Origin of the sequence: Paenibacillus mangrovi (assembly GCF_022898935.1) — a bacterium.
Taxonomy (GTDB): domain Bacteria; phylum Bacillota; class Bacilli; order Paenibacillales; family Paenibacillaceae; genus Paenibacillus_AQ; species Paenibacillus_AQ mangrovi.
This window is the reverse complement of record NZ_JALIRP010000002.1, coordinates 126,012-148,353: the sequence shown is the minus strand read 5'-3', so window position 1 is coordinate 148,353 and position 22,342 is coordinate 126,012. Positions and strand designations below refer to the sequence as shown.

Below are 22,342 nucleotides of genomic sequence, written 5' to 3'. Positions count from 1 at the left end.
TAGAATCAGGAGATAAATATGAATTCGCCAAAAGAACGGATTGATATCCTGCTGGTTGAGCAGGGATTTTATGATAGTCGCGAAAAGGCCAAGGCTGCCATTATGGCGGGACTGGTATTGGCCAATGAAGAGCGCATTGAAAAAGCAGGCATGAAAGTCCCGAGGGACACCGTCATACGCGTAAAAGGCGCTGTTCACCCTTATGTCAGCCGCGGGGGATTGAAGCTGGAGAAAGCCATACGCTCCTTCGGCATCGATATGGAAGGCAGAACGATGCTGGACATTGGTTCTTCTACCGGAGGATTCACGGATTGCGCGCTTCAGCATGGAGCCGCTTATGTCTATGCCATCGATGTCGGTTCCAATCAGCTGGATTGGTCGCTGCGCAATGATGAACGGGTTTGTGTCATGGAGAAAACGAATTTCCGCTACATGACACCTGAAGATTTGAAGGGGCCAGAACCCGATTTTGCAAGCATTGACGTTTCCTTCATTTCTCTGCGGATTATTCTGCCGCCATTAAAGGCACTGCTAAAGCAGCCTGGAGATATTGCCGCACTCATTAAGCCGCAGTTTGAAGCCGGACGGGAGAAGGTCGGGAAATCAGGCGTAGTCAGGGAACCGGCGGTTCACCGTGAAGTACTGCTGAATATTTTATCTTTCGCGCATGATTTGGGATTCGAGCTGAGAGGTCTGACCTTCTCACCCATTACCGGTGGGGAGGGAAATATCGAGTTTTTGGCCCACTGGCATCTTGGTGAAGGCGGTCCGAGTGATGAGGAAGGTTTTGATACCAAACTTCAGGAAATTGTTCAGGGCGTGGTGGCCGAGGCCTCGAATACCTTTACAGGAAACTCATCCAAGTGATGAGTTTCTTTTCTTTCTCTGAATCTTTTTTTTAAAAAGAGATTTGAGGAGAACGTCTGTTTGGGATATAATGGACTAGAAATTGATGAATATGATCCGCATGAAGAGCTGGAATTACAGCAGCTATAAAAAAGGAATTTCTTTTCTGTCCCGCGAATAGAACCATGAGGTGATCGGGATGGAGGACCGGGCGGACTGGCTCGTTATGCTTCTTATTGGATTGCTGCTGTTGATTTGGATTGTATATGGGCTCAGGTCCTGGCTGTTCAAGCCATTGCCTGCCCGTGTGCCGGAAATGCCAATCAATGACATAATTCCCGACCATCCGGCGGTAGATTTGCTGGAGGGTGCAGGGTATGAAGTAATTGGCGGTAAAATCAAAATTCCTCTTTACTTTGATGTAGACGGGGAGGATTTTCACAGCCGCCTGTTTATTGATTTTATTGTGCGAAATGATGAAAACACGCTGTATCTGGTCAAAGTCGCAAGAAGCCGTCTACCCATGGACTGGACGGGAAGCTCGATCCGGGATCGCTTGCTTCCTTATTTTCTTTTATATCCCGGCTGCGGCGGTGTTTTGTATGTGGATGTAGACAACAATGATGTGGCATGCATACATTTTGATTGGGATGAAGAAGATTCGATTGGATATGATGAATAAATATAAGTTTTTCTCAGGAGGGTTTTTATGAAAGGTCGACGACATATTAAAATTCGGGAAATCATTACCCAGCATGATATTGAAACTCAGGACGAGCTGGTGGAGGCACTGAGGACTGCAGGTTTTCAGGTGACCCAGGCAACCGTATCAAGAGATATCAAAGAGCTGCTGCTCATCAAAGTACCGATGGATGACGGAAGGTATAAATACTCTTTACCGACAGACCAGCGGTACAATCCGATTCAGAAGCTGAAACGGGCGCTCGTGGATAATTTTGTTCATATTGATTACACCAATAATCTCGTGGTTATGAAGGCTTTGCCGGGAACGGCCAACGCGATTGCGGTGCTGCTTGATAACATGGAATGGAATCAGATCATGGGTACCATTTGCGGGGATGATACGATCCTGATGATCTGCCGGACCAATGAAGACAGTGAGAGTCTGGTACAGCTTATCCAGAGTTATATTTCTTAAAATCGTTGGTGGCGCATATATGGGAGGTGCCTTTTTTAGATGCTGATGACATTAAGTATCCGGAATTTGGCCGTGATCGAATCGGTTGACGTGTCATTTCATGCAGGATTTCATGTTCTTACAGGGGAAACAGGAGCAGGTAAATCCATCGTTATTGATGCTTTGGGACTTATTGCCGGAGGCAGAGGTTCCGCTGATTTGATCCGGTATGGCTGTGAAAAAGCAGAGATCGAAGCGATGTTTGAGCTCCAGCAGAATCATCCCGTGTGGAGCGCATTGGAACAAATCGGCATTCAGGCAGAGCCTGAGGAGCATCTAATTATCCGCAGGGAAGTGACCAATCAAGGAAAAAGTACTTCACGCATCAATGGACAGCTAGTCAACTTGACGATGTTGCGAGAGATCGGAGAACAGCTAATTAACATTCACGGTCAGCATGAACATCAGAATCTGATGCGCGCTGACCGTCATTTGCATCTTCTCGATACATATGGTGAAGCCGTGATAGGTCCTGTGAAGCGTCTGTATCAGGAAAAATACTCCTCATTCTCAAGAGTTGAAAAAGAGTACCGGGAGCTGATGATGACCAGCCAGAAAACCTATCAAATGCTTGATCTTTACCGTTTTCAACTGGAGGAAATTTCGGCGGCTTCCTTAAAATCGGGTGAGGATGAATGGCTTCTGGAAGAACGGGTCAAGCTATCCCATAGCGAGAAAATGATGGACTCCGTTTCGGGTGCGTATGACTTGATTTATGGACAGAACGGACTGGGAACGATCAGCAATGCGGTTTCACGGCTCGAGGATGTATTGCGGTACGACGAAAAGGAACTGAAACCTATTCTGGAGCAGCTGCAATCGGCTTTTTATCAGCTTGAGGATGCGGCCTTCCAGCTTCGCGATTATCGGGATGACATTGAATTTAATCCGGAACGTCTTAATGAAGTGGAAGAGCGTCTAGATCTGATTGCCTCTTTGCGTCGAAAGTATGGAGAAAGTGTGGATGAAATTCTCACGTATTACAACAATATTATGATGGAGACCAATGCGCTGGAGAATAAGGATGAGCGATTGGAGGAGCTTCAAGCTCGCCGTGATGATATGCTCACGGATTTGATTGAAACAGCCAAGGAGCTGAGTGAAGCCCGTCAAATGTGTGCTGCCGATCTGGCCGGTCAGGTGGAGAAGGAACTAAAGGATCTTCATATGGAACGAACTTCACTTGAGGTCCGTTTAGATCGGCTTGAGGATCCCAAAGGCGCTGAAATCGATGGGGAGCGGATCAAACTGACCCGGCAAGGAATCGATATCGCAGAATTTATGATATCTCCGAATCCGGGCGAACCTTTACGTCCACTGAGCAAAATAGCTTCAGGCGGGGAGCTCTCCAGAATGATGCTGGCGATGAAAAGTATTTTTGCAAGACATGACCGTATCCCAGTGCTGATCTTCGACGAGGTTGATACCGGAGTGAGCGGCAGGGCGGCACAATCCATTGCCGAGAAGTTGGATAAGCTTGCGGAGAACTGTCAAGTCTTCTCCATTACTCATTTGCCGCAAGTAGCATGTATGGCGGAGCATCAATATCTAATCGAGAAAAATATTGAAGGAGAACGTACCATGACCCGAGTGGAGGAGCTTACCGACCATGGTCGCATTGAAGAGCTGGCTCGTATGTTGGGCGGTGTTGAAATCACTGAAAAGACACTCCATCACGCCCAAGATATGTTGAAGCTGGCCGAGGAACGAAAAGCTGTCAAAACCGCACCAGCGTAATGATTGACAGTAATAAAAGCCTAGGGGCAGGGTAATCTTAAAGGTACGCAATTGGCGACCACCTTTTTCGTCAAGCGAAAGAAGCAAAAGGGAGCGTGACAGCCATTGAACTCCAGCCTCAGGAATAAAATGCTCGGTCTTTTCATTGCCTTCTTTCTGTTTTTTTTATGCATTACTGCACCTGTACAAAGCTTCAATTCCATCCCCAGTGAGATCAAAATGTTCGCTGGTGACACGAAATCCGTTCAATTGGCCATGCCAGTGGCGGCACAGGCAACGGTGGATCGTCCAGATGTGCTTCAGCTTAATGGATCTGATTCACCAACCTTTAAGGTTTCACCGCAGCATCCGCTTCAGCTGCACCCCCAGCAAAGCGGCAGTGCCAAGTTAACCCTGAAGCTGTTTGGCAAAATTCCTTTTAAAACCGTGCAAATTCATGTGATTCCTGGACTTAAGGTTATCCCAGGAGGACAAACGATTGGTGTAAAGGTGAAGTCGGCAGGTATTTTGGTGGTGGGTCACCACCTGGTGCATATCGATCCGACAACCAGAGTTTCCCCCGGAGAAAATGCTGGTATCCAGCTAGGTGATTTGATGACTCACATGAATGGTGAACCGCTTCAGGATATTTCCAAAGTGGCTCAGGTTGTAGAGGAAGCGGGCAAAAACAAACAACCGCTCGAGATTACATTCAAGCGCGGTGATAAGATCATGAAGACCAAGCTCATTCCATCGTATGACCAAAGCGAACGGAAATGGAGATTGGGGCTCTATATCCGGGATTCTGCCGCAGGCGTGGGAACTTTAACTTTTTATGCTCCTGATCAAGGGGTATATGGAGCTTTAGGACATGTCATTACGGATATGAATACTCAAACACCTATTCCGGTTGGCAGTGGCGAAATTCTGCAGTCCAGCGTAACATCGATATCCAAATCGCAGGATGGAGAACCGGGAGAGAAAAGAGCCCATTTTTTAAAGGATAGCAAAATTTTGGGAAACATTGAGCGTAATACTCATTTCGGCATCTTCGGAAAAATGAGCCAGAATCCGGATAACAGTCTTTATAAAGAGGGGATTCCTGTTGCTTTTGCCCAAGATGTAAAAGAAGGTCCTGCTGAGATTTTGACGGTTGTAGACGGTCAGCAGGTGGAGAAATTTAAGGTGAATATCGTGCACGTTGCAAAGCAGGATACTCCGGCAACGAAAGGCTTGGTGCTTCGCATCACGGATCCAAAACTGATTGAGAAAACCGGCGGCATTGTACAGGGTATGAGCGGAAGTCCAATTGTGCAGGACGGTAAGCTGATCGGAGCAGTAACGCATGTATTCGTGAATGATCCTAAGTCTGGCTACGGCTGTTTTATCGAGTGGATGCTGCAGGATTCGGGTGTCATCCCACCTATCTCAAATGATTCATCAAATCTTAAGGCCAGCTGAGCCTTAAGATTTTTTGTCGTTTTTCGCAGAAATATATAGAATTTTGCATAAAAATATTTATTATAAATCAATATCTAAAAAAAATAAACAAAAATAATTTTCGACAGAAGGAATTTAAATCGTGATGTCGAAAACTATTTCAGACGAAAAAATTTGGATATTGATTTTAAGGAGGAAGCAGCGAGTGCAAAAAATTGAGGTTTTGTTGGCGGATGACAACCGTGAATTCACAAATTTGCTTGCCGAGTACATAACGGAGCAAGAAGATATGATGGTTACGGGAATCGCCTACAATGGCGAGGAAGTACTTAATATGATAAGTGATTCGCGAAAGATTCCGGATGTGTTGATTCTGGATATTATTATGCCTCATCTGGATGGATTGGGTGTTTTGGAACGCTTACGTGAAATGAATTTGTCACCACAGCCCAAGATCATCATGCTAACTGCTTTCGGCCAGGAGAACATCACGCAGCGTGCTGTACAGCTTGGAGCCTCTTATTACATTCTTAAACCGTTTGACATGGAGGTTCTTGCGAGCCGGATTCGTCAGCTTGTAGGCGGCCAGAGTGTAACTGCGGGGAATGTCAGCATGACATCCACCATCAAATCCAATGTGGTTCCGTTGGCAAAAGGAAAGAATTTGGACGCCAATATCACGTCGATCATACATGAAATCGGTGTTCCTGCGCATATTAAAGGATATCAATATCTTCGTGAAGCGATCACCATGGTATATAATAACATTGAAATTTTGGGTGCAATCACCAAAACGCTTTACCCGGCCATCGCCGAAAAATTCAAAACTACGCCTTCCCGCGTAGAACGCGCTATCCGTCACGCCATCGAAGTAGCCTGGACGCGCGGCAACATCGATTCCATCAGCCATCTGTTTGGATACACGATCAACATCAGCAAGTCGAAACCGACAAATAGCGAATTCATCGCGATGGTGGGGATAAGCTGCGCATCGAGCATAAGGTGTCCTGAAAGGGTTAGGGGCATTGAGATAGCAAATAATACCGCTATTTATTGGGTTTGAATAATCCCAATGAAAGGCGGTATTTTTGCTATGACAGAGACATTAAGTTTCATCTTGATATCTCATTTTGTTTTCAATGCCGCAAAAAAATATGGGCTTGTTTTAAAATTCCTCTTGCTCAATAATTCCTATCCTGCTATTATGAAGTAGCGTAATTTTTGGAAAGCGAATATTCAATATAAATGTAGGATCTTTCCAAGCAGATAAACTTTGACCACTTCTTTTGAGGAAGTTAAGGCCATACGGACAGCCGGGTCAAATGCCGATTGGCAACTTTCGTTGCCTTATTGATTGAGTTAAAAGCTCAAATTTTATAAGTTGGTTACTTTACAACCAGTGCATATGCACACAACTTGTGAAACGGTCAATAAGAGTGGTAAAAGTAATTATTTGCTATATAGACTCTGATCCTAACATGATATATTTGAATATTAAGCGCCTTTCCATAAAACGTTGAGTTTTATGGCTGACTGACGAGCACGCAAGAGGTTTGTCCGGTCATGCTTTTCGGGACGATCTTATTATTTGACTATATCAAAGCAAGTGTGATGCGCATAATGCGTGTTTCGCTTGCTTTTTTTGTTGCCGTTTTTACATTGAATAAAATCTAATCGGAATAGGGGATTGAAAAATGGGAAAAGCACTAGTCATTGGCGCCGGCGGCGTAGCATCTGTAGCAATTCATAAATGCGTTCAAAACAGCGAGGTTTTCGAAGAAATCTGCATCGCCAGCCGTACGAAGTCCAAATGCGATGAGCTGAAAGCAAAATTGGACGGCGGCAAAACCAAAATCACGACCGCACAGGTCGATGCCAACAACGTAGATGAACTGATCGCTCTCATTAACGAAGTCAAACCGGATATCGTCATGAACCTGGCTCTGCCTTACCAAGATTTGACGATCATGGATGCTTGTCTGGCCACCAAAACGCACTACATGGATACGGCAAACTATGAGCCGGAAGATACGGCGAAATTCGAATACAAATGGCAATGGGATTACCGCGAACGCTTTGAAAAAGCGGGAATCACAGCTCTTTTGGGCAGCGGATTCGATCCGGGCGTAACGGGCGTATTCTCCTCTTATGCGCTGAAACACTATTTTGACGAAATCGAATATATCGACATTCTGGATTGCAACGGCGGGGATCACGGTTATCCGTTCGCAACCAACTTCAACCCGGAAATCAACATCCGCGAAGTGTCCGCCAATGGACGCTACTGGGAGAACGGGCAATGGATCGAAACGAAGCCGATGGAAATTAAGCGTGAATATAACTTCGCTGAAGTCGGCCAAAAGGATATGTACCTGCTCTACCATGAAGAGCTTGAATCCCTTGCGCAAAACATGCCTGGACTGAAACGCATCCGTTTCTTTATGACTTTCGGCCAAAGCTATCTCATGCACTTGAAGGCGCTTGAAAACGTAGGAATGACTTCCATCGAACCGATCGAATACGAAGGAAAACAAATCATTCCGCTTCAATTTCTGAAGGCCGTACTTCCGGACCCTGCTTCCCTCGGACCTCGTACGGTGGGCAAGACGAACATCGGCTGTATCTTCAAAGGTAAAAAAGACGGTAAAGACAAGACGTACTATGTCTACAACGTTTGCGACCATCAAGAGTGCTACAAAGAAGTGGGCTCCCAAGCCATCTCCTACACAACTGGCGTTCCTGCCATGATCGGCGCGGCAATGGTGATGACCGGCAAATGGAACAAACCGGGCGTATTCAATATCGAAGAGTTCAACCCGGATCCATTCATGGAAGAGCTGAACAAATGGGGACTTCCATGGGTAGAAGACTTCAACCCTGTGCTGGTTGACGCCTTGCCTGAAGAAGCGAAAGAGCCGGAGCTTGTTCGTTAAGATGCGGTTCGAGGAGTTACCGACACCCTGTTTCGTCGTCGATGAAGCACTCATCGAGAAGAACCTGAAGATCTTAAGCGGCGTCATGCAGCGTACGGGAGCCAAGATCGTACTGGCGCAAAAAGCTTTTTCCATGACCGCCATGTACCCGCTTATCGGGCAATACTTAAGCGGGACGACGGCGAGCGGTTTATTCGAAGCACGGCTGGGCCACGAAGAAATGGGCAAGGAAAATCACGTCTTTGCCCCTGCTTATCGCGAGGACGAAATCGACGAGATCGTTTCCATTTGCGACCATATCATCTTCAATTCCTTCTCCCAGCTGGAAAAGTTTAAAGGAAAAGCTCTCGCTGCTGGCAAAAAGGTAGGCCTTCGCATCAATCCGGAATGTTCGACGCAAGTGGGACATGAAATCTATGATCCCTGCTCGCCGGGTTCCAGATTCGGCGTCAAGCGGGAGGATTTCCAGCCGGAACTGCTTGACGGCGTTACGGGACTACATTTCCATACCCTTTGCCAGCAGAACTCGGACGATTTGGAGACCACGCTGAATGCGGTCGAAGAAAAATTCGGGCCTTGGCTGCCGCAAATGGAATGGATCAATTTCGGCGGCGGTCATCATATCACGAGAGACGACTATGATATCCCGAGACTCGAAGCTTGCATTTCGCGAATGCAGTATAAATACGGCTTGGAAGTCTACCTTGAACCCGGAGAAGCCATCGCGCTCAATGCGGGATATATGGTCACCTCCGTACTGGATATTCATCGAAACGGCATCGAGATTGCGATCGTGGACACGTCGGCTACCTGTCATATGCCGGATGTTCTAGAAATGCCGTATCGTCCGCCGCTTGTCGGTTCGGGCGAAGCAGGGGAGAAGCCATACACCTATCGGCTTGGCGGTCCGACCTGCCTTACGGGCGATGTCATCGGAGACTATTCCTTCGATCAGCCCCTAAAGAGCGGCGACAGATTGGTGTTTGAAGATATGGCGATCTACTCCATGGTCAAAACCAACACCTTCAACGGCATGCCGCTGCCGGCCATTGCCGTGCAGGGAAAAGACGGTAATTGCCGCGTCGTGCGCGAGTTCGGCTATCAGGATTTTAAGATGAGACTAGCTTAATGAATAACCAAAGCCTTAGCCCTGCAATAAGGGTTAAGGCTATGCTGAATACTGTGCGTCATGTATTGAAACTTTAAACCGTTATGTGCTGGATTCTTATTACATCCAATACATAGCGGTTTTTTTATAGTGGATATTAAGAAATAAAAGTAAAAGAGACCAGGTTATAATTCGATATATATAAAAGGAGGGATTAGTAATGAGCCGTGTTTTTGTCATTTCGGATCATCATTTTGGTCATCAGAAAATTATTGATTTTGAATCCAGGCCCTTCGGTAGTGTCGAAGAGATGGATGAGCATATGATCGAGCAGTGGAATTCGGTGGTAGCGAAAGAGGATAAAGTATTCCATCTTGGGGATTTTTCCTTCTACAATAAAGAGAAGACTAAAGCGATTGTCGAGAGGCTGAACGGAACCAAATTTCTGATTCTGGGCAATCATGATCGCGGCCGCAGCAAGTCATGGTGGCTGGATGCTGGTTTCCACGAGGTAAGCGAATATCCGATTCTCTATCAGTCCTTTTTTATCCTGTCTCATGAACCAATCTATATGAACAAACATATGCCGTATGTAAATATACACGGACACATCCATAGTCAGAAATACGAAGGACAGCATTATTTCAACGTAAGTGTTGAGCATTGGGATTACAAGCCTGTATCTTATGAAGAGATCAAAAGTAGTCTGGTCGCGAGCGAGGAGCAGTAGGGTTCATATTGGAGTGTGAATGCAGGTGATATCTGCTGGAAAAGGTTACAAACTTTTGGTTGGATAAGCATTCAAAAACGTTTTAGTATAGAGATAGCGGCTTGATTATGAGCTGTGGCTAGTGAAGGAAGAGAGGAATTTCACATTGTTTTACAAAAAGTGGATTATAGCTGCTTCAGCGGCTGCTGTCGTTTTATCCGGTACGACTATTATGGCTCTGGCAAAAGAATCGTTTGGTAAGGATGTAACTTATGATGAGAAAAGCAATACCGTTTCAGTAAATCAAACTTCTGGTACCCTGATTAGCGAATCTGAAGATCAAACCATTCATATAACAGGCAATCAAACTGAATTGGGAACGTATGATCATCTTCATATCCAAACTCCCTTTTTCAGCCGCAGCATACCCGGTTATAATGTAACGAATCCTTCTTATGCACCCCAAATCATAACTCAGGATCTCACGGGGGATGGGCGGAAAGAAGTCATCATTATTTTGACGACAGGATATGGAACAGGAGTTTACCGAACGAGTGTTCTTGTGTATAATAAGGAAGGGGAAGCCATTCCGGTTGAGGATGCGCACACGGCATTTTTGAAGCAGTTTAGCGGTAGCTTTAACGAAAAAGGGCTTAATCTGAGCGTGCAAGGCAGTCATTACACGGTTCCTTTGGCGAGCTTAATGTCCGCGAAAGAGCAGCTTGATGCTCAGCCGAGCATCGGGAGTATTCTTCAATATGCTGTTGAAGATGGAGTACTGACTGCTACTACGGCCGTTCAGGTTTCTCCAGCTGAATTTGTAGGCGATTTGAAGCTGAAATATATTTTTAAGAATGGCTTGTTTCAGGCTGGAAATGCCAGCTTGGAATTATACCCGGAATATCGTTCTTAAACATGTGAAAGGAAGCTTATGAAGACATCTAAGAGTACATACTTGAAAATGATTACCATGCTTGCGGCACTCGTTATTTTGATTTCAGGCTGCAGCATTGGCAGTATGCCGGATTCCGGAACAACGGATCCAGCGAACGGACAGAAGTTAAAGGTTTATTTTCTAGACGTGGGGCAAGGCGCATCACAACTGATTGTTACTCCCTCAGGTAAAACGATGCTGATCGATGCAGGTAACAATGACAAGGAACAAGTGATGCTGGATTATCTGAAAAAGTACCATATCTCCAAATTGGACGTAGTTATTGGAACGCATCCGGATGCTGATCATATCGGGGGACTAGACAAGGTCATTGATAATATCCCGGTTTCCACCATTTACATGCCCAAGGTACAATCCAATACCAAGACATTTGAATCTTTGCTGAAATCGATTAAAAATAAAGGTCTCAAAGTCAAAACGGCCAAAGCTGGGGTATCTTGGGATTTAGATGATCAGGTACATGTTGAGATGCTGGCTCCGCAAGGCACTTATGAGGATACGAATAATATGAGTGCCGTTGTAAAGGTGACGTATGGGAATACATCTTTCCTGCTAACAGGAGATGCGGAAGCGGAAAGCGAAAAAGCGATGATCGCTTCGGGAGCGGATCTGCAGTCAGATGTTCTTTTGGTGGGTCATCATGGTTCCAATTCTTCTACAACGCAGAAGTTTTTGAAAGAGGCCAATCCGAAATACGCGGTGATTCAAGTAGGAAAAGATAATAAATACGGTCATCCCAAAAGCGCGGTGTTAAACCGATTGCAGAAGCAGGGAGTTGAAGTGTACCGGAACGACTCGCAGGGCACCATAGAATTCACATCGGATGGAGAATCACTTCATATTGTCACAGAAAGGTGAGTGGCGCATGTGAAAGGACATCAAGGCATACATCAAGGCATTGTCGAAGGATTCGAAGGGGACTACTGTAAAATCGAGATTGCTGGCAACATAGAAGCCATTCCAAGATCTAAGGTCGATTCCCGTGTAAAACAGGGAGATGTTGTAGAATGGAGCGGGAGTAAGTGGATCTCGAATTCCAAAATGACGCATGAGCGCAGCCGTGAAATGAAAAAATTAATGGATGATGTGTGGGAAGATTAAAAAGAGGTGTCACAAAATTGAACTGCACCCCAATGGTTAGACACAACTAACGATCGGGGTGCAGTTTTATATTTCTTATTAAAATGAAAATTTTAAATAATTACTCAACAATCAATTTGCCCTTCATATTGCTATGACCGGCACCGCACATAACGGAGCAATCGAAGTCAAACGTTCCGGCTTTATCGGCTTCAAAGATTACCGAACCATTTTTTTGCAGGTTCACATTGAACTCAGGAATTTCAAGACCATGTGCACCATCCGTATTTTTAAGAGTCAATTTGACTTTGTCGCCTTTTTTCACTTTGATCTCAGACGGTGAGAACTCAAAGCTTTTTGCGTTTACGGTAACTTCTGTCGTGTAATCACCTGCCGAAGTGGAAGAATCGGATGCGCTGCTGGAGCCGGAATTACCGCAACCTGCAAGTACGGATGCAGAAAGAGCAGCAACAGCGATCAGGGAAAATAAATTCTTTTTCATTACTATGCCTCCCTTGTTTATCTGGTTATAATAACCATTTCAAAACACGAGTTTACCCCTTTCGTATGCCAGTGTCAACAATTAACAATGATTTCATGGGCATCCGAAGTTAGATGAAATTCATGCACAGCAAAAAAGCTCCTCATCGTGAAGAGCTTTTTGTAGCTTATGATCTTTATTGTACCTTGTGAGGAGGAACAAAACAGTTCCGGCATCGCGGTTCATAGTCGTCAGAATCACCGATGAGTATGATTGAACCATGCGGTGCAGGCTTGCCGTTCACAATCCGCTGTGTAAACACGGCTTCAGGGCTTCCACAAACTGCACAGAAGGCGGTCAGCTGCTGAATATCGTCAGCCATGGCTAGCAGGCCTCCGATAAAGCCAAATTCCTTGCCTCTGTAATCCATATTCAGGCCGTCGACAATGACATGCTTGCCCCGGTATGCGAGCTCTTCTACCAGACCAAGAATCGGCTTGTTAAAGAACTGCACCTCGTCAAAAGCCACGACGTCCGCATCCGCTGTTTCTTGGATGATTTGAGCCACAAGTTCATCTGTAAGACGTTTGGGAATCGAAATTGCAGGCAGACGGTAACCGATCCGGCTCACAATCTCATCTTTTGCATAACGCTGATCTTCCGCCGGTTTATAAGCAACCAGCTTTTTCCGTCCATATTGTATCAGCTTTTGGCATCTGCGGATCAGTTCACCTGATTTTTCACTAAACATGGGTCCCGTAATTACGGTAATCCGTCCTTTATTCACTTTCAAGCTCCTTTCCCACTTTAAACCAGGTATTTCAATAGGATGAAGAATCACGAAAAATGGCGACTTTTATAGAGTACCATAATCTGTTGGGGGTGGCTATAAACATTTGTGGACTGGCTGCCCAGGGCATAAAGTGGTAAGGTTAGGGATGAAAAGCTGACGTGATTACGGAGGAATGCAAGCATGTTAGAAAAGATTGAACAATACGAGGAAAGAATATCAGGAATGTCGAAGGAACTAGAACAGGTACCGGAGGTGAAGGCGCTTTTGGATGAGCTGCTGAACGACTTAAGCACTTCCATTCAACAAAATCATGCTTTACGCAGAACGATCTTGAAAAGCTCCTCCAAGGAATCGAGAATGTCCACCAAACTGAGGGACGCTCTGTACGAATAAGGGGAGACGGCGATGCCCCATTTCCCTCGAAAAAGCTAAAAAAGACCCCACCACAAATGAACTGCGGCGGGGTTTTAACTGCGTTTTATGAAGTTGGCTGGGCTGGCGGTTTGGGTTTGCGCTTTTCCTTGAATCTTGGTCCTACATAATTCTTCTTGCGGTCCCGGTACAAAATCCAACCGCCAAGGAAGCTCATGCCGATTAGGAAAAGCACCAAGCCGAGAAGGAAATGTCCCCATCCGAAAGTGGGATTGGCTACGCTTGCATCACCGTGAACAGAATAGAACGCGAATACGGCATCCTTCATAAATAAAAACCCAGTCATAGCCATCAGTCCTGGTACAACCAGAATAAGAATGGCAATAAATCGGGAAATCATTAATTTCATATGGAAATCCCTTCCTGTCGTTCTTTATTGAATAATCCTATCATACCGTTTTCATTAACTTCTGTCCATTTGGATGGGCAATCAGATTTGTATTGATGGAAAAAGAGAGTACAATATAAAAAGATGAATGGGTAAACCATATTAGGAGCCTGTTTGGACCGATAATAAAATATTCTAATTTAATGATAAATGTGGGGGATAGTAGATATGACAATTTCATGTGACTTGGCGGTTCTCGGCGGCGGTACGGGCGGATATGTTGCGGCGATCAGGGCAGCGCAGCTTGGCAAACAGGTTGTAATCATTGAAGCGGACAAGCTGGGGGGAACCTGTCTTCACCGTGGCTGTATTCCAAGCAAGTCGCTGCTGCGGAGTGCCGAAGTATACGCGGAAATTCGTGACAGCGAAAGCTACGGGATTGAGACCTCGGGTGCGACACTTGTGTTCTCCAAGGTGCAGAACCGGAAAACGGCTATCGTCGATCAGCTGCATCAAGGCGTGCAGTATCTGATGCGCAAAAATAAAATTCAGGTGCTTCATGGCAAGGGACGCGTGATCGGCCCATCCATTTTTTCTCCTAGAAGCGGTGCAGTTGCTGTTGAACTGTCGGATGGCGAAATGGAGACGGTGGTATCGACTAATCTGATTATTGCAACGGGCTCCCGTCCGCGGACTTTGCCAGGTCTTGATCCGGATGGGCGTTATGTGCTGACGAGTGATGAAGCGCTCATACTGGACGAGCTTCCGGAATCCATCATCATCATTGGTGGCGGAGTGATTGGCGTCGAATGGGCCTCCATGCTGAATGACTTCGGCGTTCAGGTTACGCTCGTAGAAACGGCGCAGCAGCTGCTTCCAGCCGAAGATGAGGACGTGGCTTCAGAACTGAAAAAGATTCTAACCAAGCGAGGTATCACTATTCACACCGGATGCACGGTGAAGACAGATACATATCAGGTTCGGGATGGACAGGCCAGCATTGACATGCAGGAGGGAGAAAAGACCGTAACCCTTACGGCTTCCTGTATTCTAGTCTCGGTTGGGCGTCAAGCGAATGTGGAGAATATCGGGCTGGAGAACACGGATGTGCGTGTTGAGCGTGGCTTTATTGCGGTGAATCCTCACCTACAAACTGGGGAATCTCATATCTATGCGATCGGGGATGTGATTGGAGGTCTGCAGCTTGCTCATGCGGCCAGTCACGAAGGTATTGCGGCGGTCAATCATCTGGCAGGCGAAGTGGTTCATCCGATTCCGCAGCATATGATCCCGCGCTGTGTCTATACCCGTCCGGAAGTAGCAAGCGTCGGCTTCACGGAAAAGGAAGCGCGCCAGAAAGGGCTGGAGATCAAAGTGGGGAAATTCCCGTTCCAGGCGATCGGCAAGGCTTTGGTGCATGGCAGTAAAGAGGGATTCGTCAAGGTTGTGGCTGATGCTAAGAGCAATGACATTCTAGGGGTTCAAATGATCGGTGCTCATGTGACCGATTTGATCAGTGAGGCGGCCTTGGCACAGATTCTGGACGCGACGCCTTGGGAAGTCGGACAGATGGTCCATCCGCATCCAACGCTGGCCGAGATCCTCGGAGAAGGCATGCTAGCAGTGGACGGTCTCTCCATTGGAATGTAATTGGGGATTGCCTATCTGCTGAGCAATGAAGAGAAATGTATAAAACCTTCTTTTCTTTTTGTGCAGATAAGGATTATAATAAGGTTAACCCAAGTCTTAGTACCAGGTTTTAATATCAGGGTAAGTGTTTGGTCTAAGGCTTTATAAATAAGGAGGTACCTCTTATGAATGAACAAGGTACTGTTGGAACAGGACACGAACATGAGCAGCTTGGACTTAGTAACGGACAAGTGATTGACATGTACAGATATATGCTGCTCGCACGCAAGTTTGATGAGCGTAATTTGCTGCTGCAGCGGGCGGGAAAGATCAATTTCCATGTTTCGGGCGTCGGCCAGGAAACCGCACAGGTAGCCGCCGCGTTTGCTTTAGACCGGGAAAAGGACTATTTCCTGCCGTATTACCGTGATTATGGCTTTGTATTATCCGTGGGTATGACTGCACGCGAGCTGATGCTGTCTTCTTTTGCGAAAGCGGGAGATCCGAACAGTGGCGGGCGTCAGATGCCAGGGCATTTCGGCTGCAAAAGACTTCGTATCTTGACTGGATCTAGTCCGGTAACGACTCAGCTTCCCCATGCGGTAGGCGTAGCGCTTGCGGCCAAGATGAGAAAGCAGGAGATCGTTTCCTTCGTAACCTTTGGGGAAGGCTCCAGCAACCAGGGTGATTTCCACGAGGGCTGCAACTTCGCCGGTGTGCACAAGCTGCCTGTCATCATTATGTGTGAGAACAACCAATACGCCATATCGGTACCCGCTCACAAGCAAATCGGCGGCAAAGTCAGCGACCGTGCACTGGGCTACGGATTCCCGGGACTCCGGGTGGACGGCAACGATGCGCTTGCGGTTTATAAGGCTGTTAAGGAAGCTCGCGAGCGGGCGATCCGCGGCGAAGGGCCGACACTGATTGAAGCGATGATGTACCGTTTGTCTCCGCATTCCACTTCCGATAATGATTTGGCTTACCGGACAAAAGAGGAAGTTGAAGAAAATTGGAAAAAAGACGGAATTACCCGGTTTAAAGCCTACTTGATCGACTGTGGCATTTGGGATGAGACGAAGGATGCGGATCTGCTGGAACAGATATCGCTTGAGATGAAGGACGCGACCGAGTTTGCGGATCAAGCGCCTTATCCGAAGCCTGAGGAGACTCTGCTGCATGTTTATGCGGAAGATCATGAAGAGGAGGAAAAGGCATGGCAGTAATGGAATATATCGATGCGATCCGCTTGGCCATGAAGGAAGAAATGGAGAAAGACGAATCCGTATTTGTCCTCGGTGAGGATGTAGGCGTTAAGGGCGGAGTGTTTACGACCACAAAAGGGCTGCTGGAGCAGTTTGGCGAGGAGCGTGTCATGGATACGCCGCTGGCTGAATCCGCGATAGCTGGAGTCGCCATTGGTGCGGCGATGGTTGGGATGAAGCCGATTGCTGAAATGCAGTACTCCGACTTCATGCTGCCTGCGACCAATCAGATTATTAGTGAAGCTGCCAAAATCCGTTACCGCTCCAATAACGACTGGAATTGTCCGGTTGTGGTCAGAGCACCGATCGGAGGCGGAATTTTCGGCGGCTTGTACCATTCCCAATGTCCGGAATCTATATTCTTCGGTACACCAGGTCTGAAAATTGTGGCCCCATTCACAGCATATGATGCCAAGGGACTGCTAAAGGCAGCTGTCCGTGACCCGGATCCGGTTCTCTTTTTTGAAAATAAAAAATGCTACAAAATGATCCAGGGCGATGTGCCTTTGGACGATTACACCGTTCCGATCGGCAAGGCTAATCTGCTGCGCGAGGGTGCGGATATTACAGTGATCGGCTACAGCATGCCGCTTCACTTCTGCTTGCAGGCTGCCGAAGAGCTTGAGAAGGAAGAGGGCATTACGGCCCATATTCTGGATCTGCGCACGTTGCAGCCGCTCGATCGCGACAGTATTATTGAAGCCGTACGCAAAACCGGCAAGGTACTGATTGTCCATGAAGACAATAAAACCGGCGGCGTTGGAGCCGAGGTGGCTGCGATCATTTCGGAGGAATGCTTGTTCGAGCTGGATGCCCCGATTATGCGCTGCTGCAGCCCGGATGTGCCTGCAATGCCGATAAGCCCGCCAATGGAGAAGTTTTATATGCTGAGTAAAGATAAAGTGAAAGAAGCCATGCGTCAATTGGCAATCTACTAGGGAAGCTTCGAGGTGAATAACATGTCAGAAAATCAAAAGTTAACCGACGTGGTGATGCCGCAGCTGGCCGAGTCGCTGGTCTCGGCTACTATTGCCAAGTGGCTGAAAAAGCCGGGGGATAAGATCGAGCAGTATGAGCCTATTTGCGAAGTCATAACGGATAAGGTCAATGCCGAAATTCCCTCTACGCTGGACGGCATCATGGCTGAATGGATCGCTAATGAAGGCCAGAACGTTGGGGTTGGAGAGGTTATCTGCCGCGTGGCTGTTCAAGGGCAGCCTACTGTTCCTGCAGCGAATCACCACACCGTGCAGGCTATGCCAGCCGCAGTGACAACAGATATAGGTGACCAATCCATGAGAAGCCGCTATTCGCCTGCCGTGCAGTCTTTAGCTGCCCAGCATGGAGTGGATCTCAGCGCTATTCAAGGTACGGGAATGGGCGGACGTATTACGCGCAAGGATGTACTTGCCTATGTGGAAAATGGGGGGAGAAGCCAGTCGCAAGCTTCAGCTCCTCAGGCAGCCGCAGCGCCGTCGCCGTTTAAGGGCCTGTCTCATGCTAATCCTGCGGTAACGCCGGAACAGTATATTCCGCAGCCTCCGGTACCGGAACGGAATTCGGGCCTGCATATGTCGGAATCGCCGAAAATTCCGCCTATCGAGGTAGAAAGAGTCGGCGAGCGTGAGACACTGATTGATGTGACACCGCTCCGCAATGCGATTGCGACCAATATGCGTCAGAGTGTAACCGAAATTCCGCATGCCTGGACGATGGTAGAAGTGGATGTCACCAACCTCGTACTGCTGCGCAACAAGCTGAAGGATGAATTTAAGCGCAGAGAAGGTTATAATTTAACGTATCTGGCATTCTTCTTGAAAGCTGTTGTGAATGCGATCAAGGATTATCCGATCATAAACTCCGTTTGGGCTACCAATAAAATTATCGTCAAACGCGATATCAACATTTCACTCGCCGTAGGTACGGAAGATTCGGTCATGACACCAGTTATTCAAAGAGCGGATCAGAAAAATATCGCGGGATTGGCGCGTGAGATTGAAGAGCTCGCCACCAAAACCCGGCAAGGGAAGCTGAAGCTGGAGGATATGCAGGGAGGAACCTTTACCGTCAACAACACCGGTTCATTCGGTTCAATTCTGTCCTATCCGATCATCAACTACCCGCAGGCGGCGATCCTGACGTTTGAATCCATTGTGAAGCGTCCGGTTGTCATCAATGATATGATCGCTGTCCGCTCGATGGCCAATATCTGTTTGTCCCTGGACCATCGTATTCTCGATGGCATCATTTGCGGTCGGTTCCTGCAGCGGGTGAAGGAGAACATCGAAGCCTATACGCTGGATACGAAAGTCTATTAAACGAACAAAGCGGCAGCACATTCATCATCAGGGAGAGGACGTGAATCATCTATGAGCAAATCACTTAATGTTTCCTATACACCGATGATGGGTTATGATGCAGCATGGGATTTGCAAAAGTCGATCGTAAAAAGCATTGACCTTGGAGAGCAGCAGGATACCCTGCTGCTCTTGCAGCATCCGCCAACCTATACCATTGGTTCCCAAAGACATCCGGAGCATCTGCTTTTGAGCAAGGAAGAGCTTGAGGAAAAAGGCATTGGATTATTTGAAATCGACCGCGGTGGTGATATTACATATCATGGACCCGGTCAGCTTGTCGGCTATCCACTATTGTTGCTTGATGGTGCAGGGCTGGATTTGCACGGGTATTTGCGCAGCCTGGAGCAGGTCATCATCAATTATCTCGCTCACTACGGAATAGAGGCTGGACGTAAGCCTGAATATACGGGCGTATGGGTAGGCGATCTTAAGATATGCGCCATCGGAGTCAAATTTAATAAATGCCGCAGCCGGAGGGCGTTCGTGACAAGTCACGGATTCGCTTTTAACATCAAAGCAGGCATTGAAAAGCAGGGATTTAAGGGAATTATCCCTTGCGGCATTCAGGAATTCGGTGTGACATCGCTAGAGGAATGTACAGGTCGTACCTTTACCGTGGAGCAGGTGGCAGAGGAGATCGTGCCATTTTTTACGGAGGTATTTTCGTGTGAGGCAGCCGAAGGCTCTATAACAAATAAAGCCCGCTGAATCAGCGGGCGATTACGGATTGCAGTATTCCGAAAATGACGGAGCCAAACATGGAAATCAGCATCAGGTAGACAAAAACTCGGAACCATTTATTATTTTTCATAGCTACTCCTTTACAAATGGAAGATATATTTGATGCAGCATGAATATGATTTGATGGGCAGACTGCTATGTTTATTGTAACTTAACCATGAGAGAGAGGAAAGTCCAATGATCAGACAAGACCGTTTAGTAGAAGAATTTATGGAACTCGTGAAGGTGGACAGCGAAACCGGGCATGAAGAAGAAATTGCTGTCGTTCTGAAAAAGAAGTTCTCAGATCTCGGGCTGAGTGTTATTGAGGATGATTCCAAGGAAAGAACGGGGCATGGTGCAGGTAATCTAATCGTCACTATGGAAGGGACTCCGGGATGCACAGCTCCCAAGCTGTTCTTCACATGCCATATGGATACGGTAACGCCGGGCAAAGGCATTAAACCAACACTGGGTGAGGATGGCTGGATTACAAGCGACGGGACGACCATTCTGGGCTCTGACGACAAGGCTGGGCTTGCGGTTTTGTTCGAAGCAATCAAAGTGCTTAAGGAGCAGCAAATCGAGCATGGTCAGATCCAATTTGTCATTACAGTAGGTGAGGAATCCGGTTTGCTGGGAGCGCGCTGCATGGATCCGAAATATCTGGACGCAGATCTTGGCTACGCGATCGATTCAAACGGTGAAATAGGCGCCATTGCGGTTGCGGCTCCAACTCAAGCCAAAATGAAAATGAAAATCTTCGGCAAATCTGCGCATGCGGGAGTAAATCCCGAAGACGGCATTAGTGCGATCCAGGTGGCTTCCAAGGCAATTTCGCGCATGAAGCTGGGCAGACTTGATCATGAGACAACTGCCAATATTGGTAAATTCGCGGGCGGCGGCGCTACGAATGTTGTATGTGATTACGTTGAGCTTGATGCTGAAGCACGCAGCATTGTTCAGGACAAGGTAGAGCGTCAGATCGAGCATATGCGCGAAGCACTGGAGAGCGCTGTACAGGAATGCGGGGCAAAATGTGAATTTATTAGCGAAATCGTGTATCCAGCCTTCAATTTCGACGAGAATGACGAAGTCGTGAAGCTTGCACAGCGGGCAATTGCGGGCATAGGCCTGAGCAGCCGGACTTTCCATTCGGGTGGCGGAAGTGATGCCAATATTTTCAATGGAATGGGAGTTCCGACAGTCAACCTGGCGCTCGGCTATGAAAATATCCATACGACCAAGGAACGCATCCGTGCGACAGATATGGCCAAAGCGGCTGAAATGGTCATTAGTATTATCCGAGAAACCACTAAATAACAGCATATAGAGCAAAAAAAGGCTATTCGCAGTCGGCAATTTGATCTATGCCAAGCTGTAGAATAGCCTTTTTCAATGAAAATTAATGAAACAAAACGGTTGTGGCTGCCGAATGATTTCGCTGCTGGGCGGGAGTCCATTCGGTGTGCCAGTGCGTAACATTCAGTATTTGAAGAGCGTGAGAGATATTGTTTAGATAATGTTCGATTCTAATAAATACTTCGCTGCCAACGACGCTGCTCTCTAGCTTGGCGGTTAGAGATTCTCTGGTCCTCTGCAAATAGGAGGAGGCGGCTCCAAACCTAGCAGCAGAATGATTGGGATCCGTATGGTAGATCGCTTCAAAGATGGATGCGGCTTCCTCGTAGTTACCGGCGTCATATTGAATTTCGGCGGCAATGAAACAGAGCTCAAGTGAAACTTGGCTGCGATCGTAAAGAGGCAGCTGTTCCATCTCAGAGATTCGTAGTAGGGCCTGTTCACGGTAACCCTGCATGTACATCGTATAAACTAACTCATTGTATTCATGCGTTGTCGGGCTGGACAAGATCGTCAGCGCCTCATCAATCTTTCCGAGCGCGATTGCGGTTTTGGCTGTTTCCAAAGCTTCATACCGTGATAATCCAGTCAAAACGACCCCTCCTTTCATGCCCTTTGAATTGATTTATATAAACTAGGCATAGTACTTAGTGGACCTGATTTGAATATCCAATGATTTTTGTTCATAATGAACCCTTCACTATATATAACAATTCTAGCGTATCTTTGTTATAGAAAGCGCATAAAAAAGTTTTAAAAAAGCAAAAATTCATTATATTTTTCACATTTAATGATAGATTTTCTAAAAATAATGCGTTAGAGAACACTTCTTTAACCGTGTCCTTTTTCTTTAGATTCATCCAGAATGATAGCAAGTGGGGTATGAGGTTCGATTTCTTTCATCCATTGTTTGAGCATAATCCGGATTTGCCATGCTTGCCCGACCATGTGAAAGGAGCTTTTTGTTCGGTAGCTCTTCATTTGCTT

General features: G+C 46.8%; 24 protein-coding genes and 1 pseudogene. 19 read left to right on the top strand and 6 right to left on the bottom strand.

All coding sequences use genetic code 11. The features are described from left to right. The first annotated feature begins 18 nt into the window (after window positions 1–18). From MUG84_RS05385 to MUG84_RS05330, 12 genes and pseudogenes are all read left to right on the top strand, one after another. Window positions 19–867 (top strand): TlyA family RNA methyltransferase, encoded by an 849-nt coding sequence (locus MUG84_RS05385; RefSeq protein WP_244721469.1) that lies wholly within the window; start codon window positions 19–21, stop codon window positions 865–867. A gap of 178 nt (window positions 868–1,045) precedes the next feature. After that, entirely contained in the window at window positions 1,046–1,528 is a 483-nt protein-coding gene (locus tag MUG84_RS05380) for a hypothetical protein (RefSeq protein ID WP_244721466.1), read from the top strand. Window positions 1,529–1,555: 27 nt separating this feature from the next. Then, on the top strand, window positions 1,556–2,005 hold the full coding sequence (ahrC, locus tag MUG84_RS05375) for a transcriptional regulator AhrC/ArgR (RefSeq protein ID WP_244721463.1): 450 nt from the start codon (window positions 1,556–1,558) through the stop codon (window positions 2,003–2,005). A gap of 39 nt (window positions 2,006–2,044) precedes the next feature. Continuing rightward, window positions 2,045–3,781, top strand: a complete 1,737-nt coding sequence (recN, locus tag MUG84_RS05370) for a DNA repair protein RecN (RefSeq protein WP_244721459.1) — start codon at window positions 2,045–2,047, stop codon at window positions 3,779–3,781. Window positions 3,782–3,886: 105 nt separating this feature from the next. Beyond that, a complete protein-coding gene (spoIVB, locus tag MUG84_RS05365) occupies window positions 3,887–5,221 on the top strand; it encodes a SpoIVB peptidase (protein ID WP_244721456.1) in 1,335 nt (444 codons plus the stop codon). 184 nt (window positions 5,222–5,405) lie between these two features. Next, window positions 5,406–6,211: pseudogene (gene spo0A / locus MUG84_RS05360) on the top strand (sporulation transcription factor Spo0A). 683 nt (window positions 6,212–6,894) lie between these two features. Further along, window positions 6,895–8,133 carry a saccharopine dehydrogenase family protein gene (locus tag MUG84_RS05355; protein ID WP_244721453.1) on the top strand — a complete coding sequence of 413 codons (1,239 nt, stop codon included), beginning with the start codon at window positions 6,895–6,897 and terminating at the stop codon, window positions 8,131–8,133. A gap of 1 nt (window position 8,134) precedes the next feature. After that, entirely contained in the window at window positions 8,135–9,262 is a 1,128-nt protein-coding gene (gene nspC, locus MUG84_RS05350) for a carboxynorspermidine decarboxylase (protein WP_244723275.1), read from the top strand. Between the two features lie 199 nt (window positions 9,263–9,461). Continuing rightward, window positions 9,462–9,971 (top strand): metallophosphoesterase, encoded by a 510-nt coding sequence (locus MUG84_RS05345; protein ID WP_244721450.1) that lies wholly within the window; start codon window positions 9,462–9,464, stop codon window positions 9,969–9,971. Between the two features lie 145 nt (window positions 9,972–10,116). Continuing rightward, window positions 10,117–10,863, top strand: coding sequence for a hypothetical protein (locus tag MUG84_RS05340; RefSeq protein WP_244721448.1), 747 nt, complete (start codon window positions 10,117–10,119; stop codon window positions 10,861–10,863). Window positions 10,864–10,881: 18 nt separating this feature from the next. Beyond that, complete coding sequence (locus MUG84_RS05335; RefSeq protein ID WP_244721446.1) at window positions 10,882–11,763, top strand: ComEC/Rec2 family competence protein; 882 nt, start codon at window positions 10,882–10,884, stop codon at window positions 11,761–11,763. A 9-nt stretch (window positions 11,764–11,772) separates the two neighbouring features. Then, window positions 11,773–12,006 carry a DUF3006 domain-containing protein gene (locus MUG84_RS05330; protein WP_244721443.1) on the top strand — a complete coding sequence of 78 codons (234 nt, stop codon included), beginning with the start codon at window positions 11,773–11,775 and terminating at the stop codon, window positions 12,004–12,006. Between the two features lie 100 nt (window positions 12,007–12,106). Here MUG84_RS05330 and MUG84_RS05325 read toward each other — a convergent pair whose 3' ends face one another. Then, complete coding sequence (locus tag MUG84_RS05325) at window positions 12,107–12,487, bottom strand: cupredoxin domain-containing protein (protein WP_244721439.1); 381 nt, start codon at window positions 12,485–12,487, stop codon at window positions 12,107–12,109. 175 nt (window positions 12,488–12,662) lie between these two features. Further along, window positions 12,663–13,253: a thymidine kinase gene (locus MUG84_RS05320; RefSeq protein ID WP_244721436.1), complete on the bottom strand. Its 591-nt coding sequence runs from the start codon at window positions 13,251–13,253 to the stop codon at window positions 12,663–12,665. Window positions 13,254–13,439: 186 nt separating this feature from the next. Between MUG84_RS05320 and MUG84_RS05315 the strand changes: the two genes are divergently transcribed. Further along, the gene (locus MUG84_RS05315; protein WP_244721429.1) at window positions 13,440–13,652 is read left to right on the top strand and encodes a hypothetical protein; all 213 of its coding nucleotides are present in this window, start codon (window positions 13,440–13,442) and stop codon (window positions 13,650–13,652) included. Between the two features lie 85 nt (window positions 13,653–13,737). On the opposite strand, the gene MUG84_RS05310 is transcribed toward MUG84_RS05315, so the two are convergent. Next, window positions 13,738–14,040, bottom strand: coding sequence for a DUF2627 domain-containing protein (locus MUG84_RS05310; RefSeq protein ID WP_244721425.1), 303 nt, complete (start codon window positions 14,038–14,040; stop codon window positions 13,738–13,740). A 207-nt stretch (window positions 14,041–14,247) separates the two neighbouring features. Between MUG84_RS05310 and lpdA the strand changes: the two genes are divergently transcribed. From lpdA to lipB, 5 genes are all read left to right on the top strand, one after another. Beyond that, on the top strand, window positions 14,248–15,669 hold the full coding sequence (lpdA, locus tag MUG84_RS05305) for a dihydrolipoyl dehydrogenase (RefSeq protein WP_244721422.1): 1,422 nt from the start codon (window positions 14,248–14,250) through the stop codon (window positions 15,667–15,669). A 164-nt stretch (window positions 15,670–15,833) separates the two neighbouring features. Continuing rightward, entirely contained in the window at window positions 15,834–16,874 is a 1,041-nt protein-coding gene (locus MUG84_RS05300; protein ID WP_244721420.1) for a thiamine pyrophosphate-dependent dehydrogenase E1 component subunit alpha, read from the top strand. After that, window positions 16,865–17,851 carry an alpha-ketoacid dehydrogenase subunit beta gene (locus tag MUG84_RS05295; protein WP_244721418.1) on the top strand — a complete coding sequence of 329 codons (987 nt, stop codon included), beginning with the start codon at window positions 16,865–16,867 and terminating at the stop codon, window positions 17,849–17,851. The genes MUG84_RS05300 and MUG84_RS05295 overlap by 10 nt, the downstream gene beginning before the upstream one ends. A gap of 21 nt (window positions 17,852–17,872) precedes the next feature. Further along, window positions 17,873–19,231, top strand: a complete 1,359-nt coding sequence (locus MUG84_RS05290) for a dihydrolipoamide acetyltransferase family protein (RefSeq protein ID WP_244721416.1) — start codon at window positions 17,873–17,875, stop codon at window positions 19,229–19,231. Window positions 19,232–19,282: 51 nt separating this feature from the next. After that, on the top strand, window positions 19,283–19,981 hold the full coding sequence (lipB, locus tag MUG84_RS05285) for a lipoyl(octanoyl) transferase LipB (protein WP_244721414.1): 699 nt from the start codon (window positions 19,283–19,285) through the stop codon (window positions 19,979–19,981). A 1-nt stretch (window position 19,982) separates the two neighbouring features. Here the strand turns inward: lipB and prli42 are convergent, their stop codons facing one another. Continuing rightward, window positions 19,983–20,084 (bottom strand): stressosome-associated protein Prli42, encoded by a 102-nt coding sequence (prli42, locus tag MUG84_RS05280; RefSeq protein ID WP_244721412.1) that lies wholly within the window; start codon window positions 20,082–20,084, stop codon window positions 19,983–19,985. Between the two features lie 107 nt (window positions 20,085–20,191). On the opposite strand from prli42, the gene MUG84_RS05275 reads away from it, so the two are divergent. Then, window positions 20,192–21,316, top strand: coding sequence for a tripeptidase T (locus MUG84_RS05275; RefSeq protein WP_244721409.1), 1,125 nt, complete (start codon window positions 20,192–20,194; stop codon window positions 21,314–21,316). 82 nt (window positions 21,317–21,398) lie between these two features. Here MUG84_RS05275 and MUG84_RS05270 read toward each other — a convergent pair whose 3' ends face one another. Both MUG84_RS05270 and mciZ read right to left on the bottom strand, forming a co-directional pair. Further along, on the bottom strand, window positions 21,399–21,947 hold the full coding sequence (locus MUG84_RS05270; RefSeq protein ID WP_244721406.1) for a tetratricopeptide repeat protein: 549 nt from the start codon (window positions 21,945–21,947) through the stop codon (window positions 21,399–21,401). A gap of 239 nt (window positions 21,948–22,186) precedes the next feature. Further along, the gene (gene mciZ, locus MUG84_RS05265) at window positions 22,187–22,336 is read right to left on the bottom strand and encodes a Z-ring formation inhibitor MciZ (RefSeq protein WP_244721403.1); all 150 of its coding nucleotides are present in this window, start codon (window positions 22,334–22,336) and stop codon (window positions 22,187–22,189) included. Between the last annotated feature and the right edge of the window lie 6 nt (window positions 22,337–22,342).